We start from the raw sequence: 12,971 nt of genomic DNA on the forward strand, positions 1-12,971 counted from the left end.
TTCATTACTTCCCTTCCTTCATATGAATTCCTAAACGAACCGTATCATATACATGTAAATCTTCATTCATCACAACAAAGTCTGCATCTTTTCCTACCGCTAATGCACCTTTATTATTTAATCCAAACTCTTCTGCTTGGTTCACTGATGTCATTAGTACTGCATCTTCGATTGAACAACCTGTAAATTCAATTACATTTCGGAAAGCTTGATCCATTTTTAGAATACTACCAGCTAACGTTCCATCTTCTAATCGAGCACTACCATCTTTTACATGTACTGGCTGTCCGCCAAGCTCATATAATCCATCTTCAAGACCTTTTGCACGCATTGCATCAGTAATAACACTTACTTTTTTCGGTCCTTTTAATTTATATGCTAATTTCACCATATCCGGGTGAATGTGAATACCATCTGTAATTACTTCAACCATTACATCTGGATTTAATAACACATGACCAACAACTCCTGGTTCACGGTGATGTAATCCACGCATTTGATTGTATAAATGCGTTGCATGTGTAATGTTTCTATTTTTTAGTTGCGCATCAATTGCATCGGTATGTCCCATTGTGCCAACAACACCAGTTTCAGCAAGATATTGCTCGAACTCTAACGCACCTTCTTCTTCAGGTGCATATGTTACTAATTTAATTAAATTTCCGCTTGCTTCCTGCCATTGTTTAAATTGTTCAATATTCGCAGGAACAATATGTTCAAGTGGTTGTGCACCTGCACGTTTCTTTGAAACATACGGTCCTTCTAAGTGAATATATTCGAAATGTGCTCCTTTTTCTTTCGCTTCCTTCGCAGCATGTAGTGCTGCTTCGATTGCTTCTGGAGCTTGTGTCATTGTTGTGGGGAAGTAAGTTGTAACTCCTTCTTTTAACATTTCTTTACCTAGAGTTACTAACCCATCGCTATTTGCATCCATCGCATCAATATCGTATCCACCATGAATATGAACATCAATCATACCTGGAATCACAATTTTCCCTGCCGCATCTAAAACCGCTTCATTTTCTTGTGATACATATTGAGCCATCAAACCAATTTCTTTAATTGTTTCTGTGTAACGAATAAATCCGTTTTCCACTACTTCTTGACCTGTATAAATTTTGGCATTGATGACAACTTGCGTTTTCATTTTCATCGATCCTTTCCCATGAAATACCTACTTGTTATTATTACCTTATTCGCCTAATTCCATCTTAATATATGCACGAGTAGTTGTCTATACATTCTAATGAAATTTCCTCTTTGTTTAACAAAAAGGAAACTTAGTACGTCTCTCGCAATTATAATATATGTTATTCATTTTTTCCAAAAAGGAACAATATCATCTATCGTATGAATCACTTAAGTAATGGCATTAATCCGCTAGACCCAATTGTAATATGTTCGCCGTCTGTTTCCATTTCTACTGTACGCTTATTTGTTCCATACATCATTATACCACGCTGTTTTAATCGTCTCACTACACTTTGATGCGGGTGTCCATACGGATTTCTGCTACCATAAGAAAGAATCGCGAACTGTGGTTCTACCTTCTTTATAAACCTTTCACTTGTTGAAGTATATGAGCCATGATGTCCCACCTTTAACACATCTGCATGTACATCAAATTGCTTTAATATTTCAGTTTCCGTTCGCACATCAGCATCACCCATTAGTAAAAAATCTGCCTTACCATACCGAATCTTTAATACAATTGAAGATTCATTATTTTCATCTTTGGACTTCCCGTTGTTTAATACTTGTATGGAAACATGCGGATCTAACGGTATGTATTGTCCCTCTTTTACTGAAATGAAAGGGATTCCCCTTTTCTTTATATGATTTCGATACGTATGATAAGTAAGAGAACTATATGTTTTTCCACTATCTAATATAAGTGATACCGGCATCTGCTCTACAATCGGAATGAGTCCTCCAATGTGATCCATATCTGGATGAGTACTGACGATAGCATCTAAATGGTTAATTCCTTTTTCAATTAGTTTTTGGATAACAACCTCACCAGCTTCATAAGGTCCTCCATCAATTAACATCGTTTGTCCATTTGGCAATATAATAAGTGTTGCATCACCTTGTCCAACTTTTAAGAAACTCACTTTCATTTTACCAAAATGTTGCCGCTGCATATGTAAAGGAGACGCGGTATGAATAGACATCATATACCTTTTGGCAGATGCACTATTTAAAGAAAAGCATAACAAAACAGAAACTAATAATAAAACACTTCGTATACCTCTCATAACTCGTCTCCTTTTTTCAATTAGTATGGCACGGTATATAATTGATATACAAAAAAGCTTAGCAAAATGCTAAGCTTTTATTTCGATATCTCTTGTAAAGAACCGAAGAATAAATCCGCTTCATTCATTTGTTCGTTTTCTTCAGAAAGCGGAGGTAAATCATCTAATGTTTTTAATCCAAATGTGTCTAAAAATTCTTTCGTCGTTCCATATAAAATCGGACGCCCAGGTCCTTCTGCTCTTCCCATTTCTTTTATAAGTAAGTGTGATACTAACGTTTGTAACGCCTTATCGGTTTTTACCCCTCTAATCTCTTCCATTTCAGTTCTTGTAATGGGTTGACGATATGCAACAATTGCTAACGTTTCTAGCGCAGCCTGAGAGAGTGAAGCAGCTGTTGGGATATCTATTAGTTTTTGATAGTACGACGCATGTTCTTTCTTTGTAGCAAAACGATATACTTTTGCATACTGTACAATTTGCAAACCTCGGTGTGCACCTTCACATTCTTTTTGCATTTCTTCTAAAATATCGATTACTTCGTTTCCTTCAATTTCAAGGACTTTTGCTATTTGTTCAGGAGAAATCCCTTCATCACCAGAAACAAATAAAAGCCCTTCAATGATTGATTTCTGTTCTGTTCTATCCATCTTACGAGCTCCTTCCTCCTATTTTCTCCATAAAAATACACATCAAAAAACCGAATCACAATCAATGCGTTCGGTTCAATATTTTTTCTCTTGTTCCAAACGATACATTCAAACCTAGCATGAGATATACTATTTCTATCCCATTTTCCATACTAACTCTATGCAGATTTAGTATAGCTTGATACGAAAATTTCATCAAAATTATGTTCTTGTTCAATTACGATTTGTTGATTTTTCATAAGCTCAAGAACCGCTAAAAATGTTACAACCATTATTTCCCGTTCATCATCAACAAACAAATCATAAAAACTTTGACGACCACCTTGTATTTCTAACTGCTTTAAAATATCCGTCATACGCTGTTCAATTGGTATTTCTTGACGAGTAATACGTGTTGTCACAGGTTTCTTTGCTTTTTTACGACGCATTAATTTTTGAAATGCCGCTAGCATATCATATAACGTAACATCAAGAGGCAAGCTTGTCTCCTCTTCTTGTTGCAATGATGTAAAATCAATTGGCGGACGTGTATATAGCTGTGCTCTTTCTTGTTCTCTTTCTTTTAGTTCAGTAGCAACTTGCTTATATTTCTTATATTCAATTAACCTCTCCATCAATTCTTGACGAGGATCATCTATAAAGTCATCACCGTTATCAAGTACATCTTCTTCATGTTTCGGCAACAACATTTTACTTTTAATTTGTAATAACGTTGCAGCCATTACTAAATACTCACTTGCAACATCTAATTGTAGTTCTTTCATCGTATGAACATAAGATAAATATTGCTCTGTAATTTCCGCTACAGGAATATTATATATATCAATTTCATAACGATGTATTAAATGTAACAATAAATCTAAAGGCCCTTCAAAAGCCTCTACTTTAAAATTATACTGCACAAAGCATCCCACCACATTTTTTCTATAACAACATAAGTATAGAGCATACTCATGTTCTATCCAACCTTTTTAAGAAATTTAATTAAAAATAGACCTATGCCTATGGCATCATGCCCACCACTTCATATGATAACAGTGTAGTAAGAACAATGTAGGAGGTCAAAAAACTATGGGTCACGTTGATTGTGGTTTTAGCGGTGGGTTCGCATTACTTGTTGTATTGTTTATTTTGCTAATTATTGTAGGGGCAGCTTGCTTCTGCTAATATGAACAATAAACGACTAGGGAGAAATTCCCTAGTCGTTTATTGTTCATATTTCTATGATAAACTTATACTTATAACCGTTAGATAGGGGCGAAGAAAATGTATCCTACCGAATACATACAGTTTTTAATTCATTTTCACGGAGATTATGATTATTTTGAATGCCACGAAATACTGGAAGAGTATTGGAAAACAAAACCGAGAGGAAATCGGGATCATTATTTAGTCGGCCTCATTCAAATTGCAGTTTCTTTATACCATCACAGACGCTCTAACTGGAATGGCGCAGAGAAGATGATGAAAAGCGCCATAACGATTTTAGAAAAAAACAGTGCACATTTACTTCGTTTAGGAATAAATGAGGCACAACTCCTGTTCTTACTCAAAGATAAATTGCAATCTATCCAGAAAGAAGAAAGTTTTACACCGTTATTTTTACCATTGTCGGATACAACATTAGAAAAGTACTGCATAGAATTATGTCAGAAACAAAACCTTCCTTGGAAAGACGTGAATGCTACTTCTAATGAATTTATAATACATAAGCACACATTACGTGATCGAACAGAAGTCATCGCTGAACGAAACGAACAATTACAAAAAAGAAAGCAGAGATAATAAACTACTTATCTCTGCTTTCACGAATGTATATTTTGTTCAAGCCCTTTACACTTTTCGCAAAAACTTGCTGTTTGCTCATTTCCGCAAATTGTAAATTCAAGAAATTTACTCTTTAACTCTTGAACCATCTTCGTCCCAATACCCATATGACGGTGAGATGGGTTCACACTCAAATGCTGAATTTCCAAAACTTGATTCTCTTTTTTTACAATCCCCATTATCCCAACAAAATCTTCGTTTTGTTTCCACAAATACAATTGCCAATCATCCTTTGCTTCATAATCTTTCATAGTCAATTGTAATGTTTTCACATCTTTTTCAGTTGGCATAAATGAAAGAAGCCCCATTGCAATCTTTTCATAACTTTTTTTAAAACGAATTAACATAACCCTTATCCCTTCTTACAAAAGTTACAAACTATTAAATCCCCTCAATCACTCTTTTCATATCACATTCATTTTACAATATTTTCAACAGAGTGAGAAGAGCTTAAAACAACTTGATAATCATACAAAGCGAAAAGAAGAAAGTCAAATATACGTTTCATTACTATTTTTTCTAAGTAGATAAAAGAAGAAACGCTGTTATATGAAAGTGAAAAGAAACATCCACCGCTCATTATCACTTCACTATTCATCACCTTAGAGCAGATGAATTCTAGCAAAATGAATGTAATAAACAACTTTTATTGAAATGTGTAATCTAATAATGTATTCTATGTGATTTGTTAAAATTTTGTTCTCATAAGCGACATATTCTCACTACAATCACATTACTACTTGTATCATGTACCGTAAACGAAATCCCCATTCCTATTAAAAATAAAAAAGAGAGCAATAGCTCTCTTTTCTCATTCACTTATTCTTCCCAAACTTTAACTTCTTTCATTACATCACCTTGACGCATGTTTAATACTGTTTCAATACCGCTTGTTACTTTACCGAATACAGTATGTACACCATCTAAGTGTGGCTGTGGCTCATGAACGATAAAGAATTGGCTACCGCCTGTGTTACGGCCAGCATGAGCCATAGAAAGTGATCCTACAAGGTGTCTATGAGGATTTCCATCAGTTTCACATGGGATAGAGTAACCTGGGCCACCCGCACCTGTTCCTGTTGGATCTCCACCTTGGCTTACGAAGCCAGGAATAACGCGGTGGAATGTCACACCATCATAAAATCCTTGCTCTGCTAGTTTTTTAAAGTTTTCTACTGTTTTTGGTGCCTCTTCTGGGAAAAATTCCAAATCGATTTTTTCACCATTTTCCATTACTATGTATCCTAAAGTTTTCATACGTATATGTCTCCTTTCAACTATCTCAGCACTATATTACCACATTCATGACTAGAAACAAAAAGAATCCGACAATCTACATACTTCTTTTTTGAAATGTGGAAAAAGCTAGGTGACAAATAAGAAATATATACTATAATAACTGTGTTGCCCGAAAATTTTAGAAAGAGAAAGGGAGCGATTTTTCGTGAAAACGAAATTACTAGCTCTGCTATTAGCTGTAGCAGTATTTATTATGCCAACAGCTTCGTTTGCAGACATCATCGAAGGAGAATCAATTGTTACACTAGGAGAAAACTTGTCTGAACAACAAAAACAAGATCTGTTAAAAGAAATGAAAGCACCAAAAGATGCTACAATTATTACTGTGTCTAATGCGGAAGAACATAAATTTCTAGAAGGGATTGTTCCAAAAGCTCAAATTGGTACGAGAGCAATTTCCTCTTCTATGATCACATACACAAAGCCAGGTTCTGGTCTCATTGTACGTTCAAAAAACATTAATTCAATAACAGATGCAATGTACACAAACGCACTTATTACAGCAGGTGTGAAAGATGCTGAAATTCAAATTACTGCACCATTTAAAGTTTCTGGAACTGCTGCTTTAACTGGCTTAATGAAAGCCTATGAAACGACATCAAACAAAGCAATTCCTGAGGAAGTAAAAAAAGTAGCCAATGAAGAAATGGTGCAAACATCCCAGCTCGGCGATAAAATTGGTGAAGAAAAAGCAGTTCAACTTGTTGCGAAAATTAAAGAAGAAATTGCCAAAGAACAACCAAAAACAACTGAAGATTTACGTTCATTAATTAAAAAAATTGCGGATCAACTTGGTATTACATTAACGGATGAACAGTTAGATAACTTAGTTGCGCTATTTGATAAAATGAAAAATCTTAATATCGATTGGAATCAAGTTGGCAGTCAGTTAAATAAAGCAAAAGAACACGTTTCTGCCTTTTTAGGATCTGAAGAAGGGCAAAGTTTCCTAGATAAAGTGAAAGATTTCTTCTCAAGTATCATTGATTTTGTTAAATCTTTATTCAAGTAAAAAGAAGCTCGTCAGTGACGAGCTTCTTTTTTTATACAAGTAACGGCAATTTCATAATAGCTTCTTCAACCGAACGAACTATATGATTTGCCTTCTCCTTCACATATGGATGAGCATGATGCAGAGTGAATGAATGCGGGGTTACTTCAAACATAGAAATATCATTGAAAGAATCTCCAATGCATGCAACTTCATTTGCTTCAATTTGCAAATGTTCCATTAGTCGTCTTAAAGCACTCCCTTTACTTACTCCCCTTGGCATAATGTCAACATAGCGTTTACCAGACATAAAAACTTCCGCTTCGTTCTGAAAGGTATCTCGTAATTCTTGATCTAATGCTTCAATTGTCTCTTCTTCCCCAAAAACAAACAATTTCGCAGGATGTACAGTTTTACCAAATTCCTCTTCTAATGCTTCTATTTCAGCAATATGCACGCCCATATACGTTTCAAAATTATGATGATGTTCATTTTTTCTTTTTGTATACCGTTGCTCATTTGCACAAACAATATCTGCTAGTCCCTTTTTATGGATATATCGATATATTTCCTGGGCAATCCCATCTTCAAAACTTGATTCATGAAATATTTTCCCATCCGGTAGTAACATCGTCGCTCCATTTAAACTCGTTGTGTAGTACGGGAATGCAAACCTATTTACGACTTCATCAATTCGATGAGTAAAGCGGCCTGAGGCAAAACAAATATTTGTCCCTTTTTCAGCTAACCAACAAATTGCACGTTCATCTTCTTTTTGCATATCATTCACATTGTAAACGAGCGTGTCATCTAAATCACTTACAAATAATTTAATCATGTCCTCTTCCCCTTCCATACACAATATCTACTCTAAGTGTACACAAAAAATGTTTGATTTTTGTTAAAAAACAATAAATTTTTGCTAAAAAAATAAACGGGTGTATAATCCCGTTTATTTTTGTCTTTTTACATTTTGAGGTCTTACAATACTTGGTCGTACTTTTAAACTAGACATCGTCGGACGGAGTAGAATTTTTGTTAATGCGCCCCAATCAAATGGTAAAAACGGCCATAAATAAGGTGTTTGCAAACTTTTTATAGACGTTAAAAATAAAATCAATATCGTCATACCAATTACAAAGCCCATCTCATGGAAGAGACCTGTTAAAATAATAACAAATAATTTTCCAACCTTATTCCCTAGCCCTAATTCATAACTCGGTGTTGCATAAGCACCGATCATAGAAACTGCTACATACAAAATAACTTCTGGTACAAACAAACCTACATCGATTGCTATTTGACCAATTAATATAGCGGAAATTAATCCTGCTGCAGACGATAACGGCGTTGGAGTATGAATGGCAGCCATCCTTAAAAACTCAAGCCCGACCTCTGCCATTAATACTTGTAATAAAATTGGTAAATGTGTCATCTTAGTCGGTCCAATAAAAGCAAGATTTTCTGGTAAAAGAGTTGGATCAAATACAAACACTAACCAAAATGGTAGTAAAAACAAGGAGAATAAAACACCTAAAAAACGTACCCAACGTAAAAATGTACCGACAGCTGGGTTTTGTCTAAACTCTTCTGCATGCTGTAAATGATGGAAATATGTTGTTGGCGTAATCATAGCACTCGGTGATGTATCAACAAGTACTAGAACATGTCCTTCTAATAAATGATTGGCTGCTACATCCGGTCTTTCTGTATATCGAATAAGCGGGAATGGGTTATAGCTTTGCTTTACAACAAATTCTTCCACTGTTTTATCCGCCATCGTAATGCCATCAACATCAATGTTATTTAATTCTTGTTTTATAATCTTTACTAAATCTTGATTTGCAACATCTTGTACATATGTAATACAAATATCCGTTTGCGATCTATCCCCTACTCGAATAATTTCGTTTCGAAGACGCGGATCTCGAATTCTCCTACGAATTAACGCTGTATTTACAACGATATTTTCAACAAATCCATCTCTCGCACCGCGTACTACTTTTTCGGTATCCGGCTCTGTCGGTGTTCTTCCTGGATAGCTTCGAACATCTATCGCGAACGCTTCTGTTTCGCCTTCCACAAATATAATAATAAGCCCTGATAACGCTTGAACCATTACTTCATCCATCGTTTTCACTTTACTCACTTGCTGATGAATTAAACGATTCTCTAAAAGCTTTACTGTATCTTCTTCAACATCCCTTATTTCATTCGTATCCACAGCCTCTTCTAAAATAGGAATAATATAATTCGTATCACAAAGTCCATTTACGAATAACACAGCAATTTCTTTATTCAAAATTTGAAATTTACGAATACCAACATCAAATGTAACGCCTAATCCAACCGTTTGTTTTAAATAATTTTCATTGTCACTTATGAAAGTTGAAATAGGGATATCTATTTTTTTAGGCTTCGTCATAAAACCCACTCCTTTCCAAAATTAACTGAATTGCTTTTTTAGTAATTGGTGAGCCTCTCTCCCATTCATCATTTCCACACATCTTACCAATATCACCAATTCCAACAATGACAGGAACATTCAGATCATCTAGACAATAAATTGTATCTCCGCTAATTCTGCCAATTTCACCATCTGGGAGTCCAAACTTATCAACGCCATATTCCGTTAAATTCCCGTTTCGATCCACGCTTACATCTACACGTGCCCATTCCCAATGATGTGTATTAGACGCTACCGCCAAAATCCCAAGTACATCAATTTGTTTATGCGTGGCTACATATTTTAAAGCTTTTTCACCAGATCCTTCTCCAATAAATCCACTGTCATCAAACATGACAAATACAGGGTCATATGGCGTTTGCATAATAAGCTCAACAACTTTCTTCCCTGTCAATTTGGTTGGATTGCTTTGTGATGCTGAAATACACCTTCCCCCAAATTCCTTCGTTAAAAGCTCAATTGTTCGCTTTGCATATTCATCTCCATCTGTGACCAAAACAACCCTTCGTCTCATTTGATTTATCCTTTCGGTTTACATATAAGTGCTATAAAAAATGAAAATAATATCGCTGCAGAAATGCCTGCAGACGTTAAACTAAACATACCCATACCAATCCCTATATATCCGTGTTTCTCTGCAGCATGCATTGCCCCGTGTAATAAGGAATGTCCAAAACTTGTAATAGGAACTGTTGCCCCAGCACCAGCAAACTTTATAAGCTTATCGTACAATCCAAATCCATCTAAAACTGCTCCTATCACTACAAAGGTAGCCATTAAATGAGCTGGTGTTAACTTTGCAAAATCTAACAATACTTGTCCAACTAGACAAATAGCGCCTCCTACAAGAAATGCATATATAAAATCCACAATTCACTCTCCCTTCACTCTCTCAAATACGACACCATGTGCAATTGTTGGAATTGTTTCTTTCTGCTGCATCATCATCGGGCTTAATAACGCGCCAGTAGCAACGACAAAAATTCGTTGTAAATTCCCTTTTTGCATCTCGCTTAATAAATGACCATATGTGACAACAGCTGAACAAGCACAACCACTACCACCTGCAAATACTTCTTCTTGACCCGAATCATAAATCATTAATCCGCAATCATTATATATATGCCCAATATCATAACCTTCTTCCAGTAACAGTTGTTTCGCAATTGGTGTCCCAATAGCTGATAAATCACCGGTAACAATCACATCATAATCATTGGCACTTCTCTTCAAATCTTCAAAATGCTGCTGAATTGTATGAGCCGCAGCCGGTGCCATCGCCGATCCCATATCTAAAGGGTTCGCAATTCCTAAATCTTGCACTTTTCCAATCGTAGCCGACGTAATTTTAATGGCACTTTTTTCTTTACTAATTAATATGGATCCCGCACCTGTAACAGTGGAATTTGCTGTTCCTGGTTTTTGTCCCCCATACTCTGTTGGATAACGAAACTGTCTTTCAGCTGTTGCATTATGACTACTTACCGTCGCTAAAACACGATTTGCGAATCCACCGTCTATAAAGGCTGATCCGACCGCTAAAGTCTCCATCGAGGTCGCACAAGCACTAAACATGCCTAAAAAGGGAATTCCCCACTTACGCGCAACGTAATTTGCTGTTACTGTTTGATTTAATAAATCACCCGCTAAAAAGAAATCAATTTGTGATGTTTCTACATTTGCTTTTTGCATGACTTGTTGAATAGAATCTGACATTAATCTTCGTTCAGCAAGCTCCCAGTTTTCCTCTCCGCAATGTAAATCATCATATGAAATATCAAATTCCTTTCCAAGAGGGCCTTCAGCTTCTTTTGGACCGACGGCAGTACCGGTTGCATTCACATAAATATCATTTTGAAATACCCACGTTTGTTTTCCTGTCAACCTCATACTAGCCCCTCCTTTAAGACATAAAAATTTTAAAAGTATATCTTATTAACCCAATAATGTATGCCCCGACAACACCAAAAACGATTACACTTCCCGCTAGCTTAAACATGTTTGTAGCAACCCCAAGCACAATTCCTTCACTCTTATGCTCTAGCGCAGCACTTGCCATAGAATTCGCAAATCCCGTAACAGGTACGGCCGACCCTGCTCCAGCAAATTGACCGATTTTATCATATACACCACAACCTGTTAAAATCGCCGATAATAGTACAAGAGTTGCGACGGTTGGATTCCCTGCCTCTTGTTCACTAAAATGAAAATAATGTATATAAAATTTCATCAATACTTCTCCGATTGTACAAATGAGTCCACCTACAAAAAATGCCTTAACACAATTTATAAAATAATTTGGCTTCGGATGGTATTCCTTCACTTTATTTACGTAATCGTCCTTTAGTTTTCGCCCTGTCATTTATATATTGCCTCCTACTTTACGAAATAAATCCAGTGAAACAACGAGCCTATTACTTTTCCAAGTACAAGAGCAACGAGTAAAACAACAATCTTCCCCTCTACCCCTACTCGCTTCGCTAAAATAGGTAAAACATTTAACACTTCTGTTAATGCGGCAGCGAGCATTCCAATGAATGTGCCACAAAATATTCCTAATATAACAAGCCAATATTGCGACGTTTGAAATGTAATGTTTTTCAAACTACACCAAGCTCCTGTTAATGTACCTGCAATAACTGCCCACTCAAAATATTGAATGTGCTTTCCACTTCTCGTTAATTGAGCTAGACGAGGGATTATACCAAGCACAGCTAAAAATGCAACATATCCGCTACCTACAGCAATTCCTCCTGCTAAAGCAATTAAAATAACGAATCCAGACTCAATCATCGGTAAGTTGTTTCATATTATCCTTGTTTTCATGAACAATTACATATTGGTCAAGTGACTGCTGGTATTGGAACATCTCCACTTCTAACGGACTCGGCTCTTCATTAATACGCTTTTGAAATACATGATTAAAAAATAAAACCATACCTAACCCAAGACCTAATGAATAAGGAATTTGAAATAAAAGTGGTTGCGCCTTAAATTCTCCCGTAATCATGTAATATAACCGTTGGTGCACTTGTTGCATGCTTACATCTTCATGAAAATATATGATGGCAAGAGCTGCTCCAATGAAAAGTAACAACCATACAAGTCCGAAAAAAATCGGATGTACTTTCTTTTTTTCATATATAATTTCAACAAGAGTTTGTCCAGAACCGAGTAAATTAATTTGCATATGAGCAGCTTTTCGCCTAATAATCTCGATTATTTTCATAACATCAATTACAACATGCGTTTTATCACGCGCTGTAATTTTATAAATTACCTCATCCTGTAACGACTGAACTACTGCAGCATCTCCGGCAAGTTGAGCAACATCTCCCAGCTTTACTTCATACGTAGGAGAAACTTTTAATCGATTACGCATTTTAATATAAATTGTTTGTTCCAATTTCCATTCACCTCTTCACTCTTCCTCGTAGTTGTAGTATGGTTATTCAATTTTTTTCTAATACAATTTTTTC

The 12,971-nt window shown here is 35.8% G+C and carries 18 protein-coding genes; 3 read left to right on the plus strand and 15 right to left on the minus strand.

The genetic code is table 11. The annotated features are described in order from the left end of the window. Positions 1-4: 4 nt before the first annotated feature. The 4 genes from nagA to scpA form a co-directional block, all read right to left on the minus strand. Positions 5-1,147: an N-acetylglucosamine-6-phosphate deacetylase gene (gene nagA, locus MR083_RS06775; RefSeq protein ID WP_014893528.1), complete on the minus strand. Its 1,143-nt coding sequence runs from the start codon at positions 1,145-1,147 to the stop codon at positions 5-7. A 208-nt stretch (positions 1,148-1,355) separates the two neighbouring features. Further along, positions 1,356-2,258, minus strand: coding sequence for a ComEC/Rec2 family competence protein (locus tag MR083_RS06780; protein ID WP_001214101.1), 903 nt, complete (start codon positions 2,256-2,258; stop codon positions 1,356-1,358). Between the two features lie 77 nt (positions 2,259-2,335). Continuing rightward, on the minus strand, positions 2,336-2,908 hold the full coding sequence (gene scpB, locus MR083_RS06785) for a segregation/condensation protein ScpB (protein ID WP_000376222.1): 573 nt from the start codon (positions 2,906-2,908) through the stop codon (positions 2,336-2,338). A 158-nt stretch (positions 2,909-3,066) separates the two neighbouring features. Beyond that, a complete protein-coding gene (gene scpA, locus MR083_RS06790; protein ID WP_001199762.1) occupies positions 3,067-3,810 on the minus strand; it encodes a segregation/condensation protein A in 744 nt (247 codons plus the stop codon). A 169-nt stretch (positions 3,811-3,979) separates the two neighbouring features. Between scpA and MR083_RS06795 the strand changes: the two genes are divergently transcribed. Together MR083_RS06795 and MR083_RS06800 are read left to right on the plus strand one after the other, a co-directional pair. After that, on the plus strand, positions 3,980-4,075 hold the full coding sequence (locus MR083_RS06795; RefSeq protein ID WP_000510194.1) for a YjcZ family sporulation protein: 96 nt from the start codon (positions 3,980-3,982) through the stop codon (positions 4,073-4,075). 99 nt (positions 4,076-4,174) lie between these two features. Beyond that, a complete protein-coding gene (locus MR083_RS06800; RefSeq protein ID WP_000283585.1) occupies positions 4,175-4,693 on the plus strand; it encodes a DUF309 domain-containing protein in 519 nt (172 codons plus the stop codon). Positions 4,694-4,713: 20 nt separating this feature from the next. On the opposite strand, the gene ribT is transcribed toward MR083_RS06800, so the two are convergent. The 3 genes from ribT to MR083_RS06815 form a co-directional block, all read right to left on the minus strand. Continuing rightward, positions 4,714-5,082 (minus strand): GNAT family N-acetyltransferase RibT, encoded by a 369-nt coding sequence (ribT, locus tag MR083_RS06805; protein ID WP_016718416.1) that lies wholly within the window; start codon positions 5,080-5,082, stop codon positions 4,714-4,716. A gap of 68 nt (positions 5,083-5,150) precedes the next feature. Beyond that, on the minus strand, positions 5,151-5,333 hold the full coding sequence (locus MR083_RS06810) for a hypothetical protein (RefSeq protein ID WP_033677996.1): 183 nt from the start codon (positions 5,331-5,333) through the stop codon (positions 5,151-5,153). Positions 5,334-5,554: 221 nt separating this feature from the next. Then, on the minus strand, positions 5,555-5,992 hold the full coding sequence (locus tag MR083_RS06815; RefSeq protein WP_000853792.1) for a peptidylprolyl isomerase: 438 nt from the start codon (positions 5,990-5,992) through the stop codon (positions 5,555-5,557). Between the two features lie 187 nt (positions 5,993-6,179). Between MR083_RS06815 and MR083_RS06820 the strand changes: the two genes are divergently transcribed. Then, on the plus strand, positions 6,180-7,046 hold the full coding sequence (locus MR083_RS06820) for a DUF1002 domain-containing protein (RefSeq protein ID WP_000850502.1): 867 nt from the start codon (positions 6,180-6,182) through the stop codon (positions 7,044-7,046). 31 nt (positions 7,047-7,077) lie between these two features. Here MR083_RS06820 and MR083_RS06825 read toward each other — a convergent pair whose 3' ends face one another. The 8 genes from MR083_RS06825 to spoVAA form a co-directional block, all read right to left on the minus strand. Then, positions 7,078-7,881, minus strand: a complete 804-nt coding sequence (locus MR083_RS06825) for a Cof-type HAD-IIB family hydrolase (protein WP_061183918.1) — start codon at positions 7,879-7,881, stop codon at positions 7,078-7,080. A 96-nt stretch (positions 7,882-7,977) separates the two neighbouring features. Continuing rightward, complete coding sequence (gene spoVAF / locus MR083_RS06830) at positions 7,978-9,450, minus strand: spore germination protein SpoVAF (protein WP_000165588.1); 1,473 nt, start codon at positions 9,448-9,450, stop codon at positions 7,978-7,980. Next, on the minus strand, positions 9,437-10,006 hold the full coding sequence (gene spoVAEA / locus MR083_RS06835; protein ID WP_001254414.1) for a stage V sporulation protein SpoVABEA: 570 nt from the start codon (positions 10,004-10,006) through the stop codon (positions 9,437-9,439). The genes spoVAF and spoVAEA overlap by 14 nt, the downstream gene beginning before the upstream one ends. Positions 10,007-10,011: 5 nt before the next feature. Beyond that, on the minus strand, positions 10,012-10,362 hold the full coding sequence (gene spoVAE / locus MR083_RS06840; protein WP_000345905.1) for a stage V sporulation protein AE: 351 nt from the start codon (positions 10,360-10,362) through the stop codon (positions 10,012-10,014). 3 nt (positions 10,363-10,365) lie between these two features. Beyond that, positions 10,366-11,382, minus strand: coding sequence for a stage V sporulation protein AD (gene spoVAD / locus MR083_RS06845; RefSeq protein ID WP_001241152.1), 1,017 nt, complete (start codon positions 11,380-11,382; stop codon positions 10,366-10,368). Positions 11,383-11,395: 13 nt separating this feature from the next. Then, a complete protein-coding gene (gene spoVAC, locus MR083_RS06850) occupies positions 11,396-11,854 on the minus strand; it encodes a stage V sporulation protein AC (protein ID WP_000147736.1) in 459 nt (152 codons plus the stop codon). A 14-nt stretch (positions 11,855-11,868) separates the two neighbouring features. Continuing rightward, positions 11,869-12,285: a stage V sporulation protein SpoVAB gene (gene spoVAB / locus MR083_RS06855; RefSeq protein ID WP_000572932.1), complete on the minus strand. Its 417-nt coding sequence runs from the start codon at positions 12,283-12,285 to the stop codon at positions 11,869-11,871. Beyond that, complete coding sequence (gene spoVAA / locus MR083_RS06860; protein ID WP_267497721.1) at positions 12,278-12,898, minus strand: stage V sporulation protein SpoVAA; 621 nt, start codon at positions 12,896-12,898, stop codon at positions 12,278-12,280. The genes spoVAB and spoVAA overlap by 8 nt, the downstream gene beginning before the upstream one ends. Positions 12,899-12,971: the final 73 nt, after the last annotated feature.

Origin of the sequence: Bacillus cereus group sp. BfR-BA-01408 (genome assembly GCF_022663305.1) — a bacterium.
GTDB classification, from domain to species: domain Bacteria; phylum Bacillota; class Bacilli; order Bacillales; family Bacillaceae_G; genus Bacillus_A; species Bacillus_A pacificus.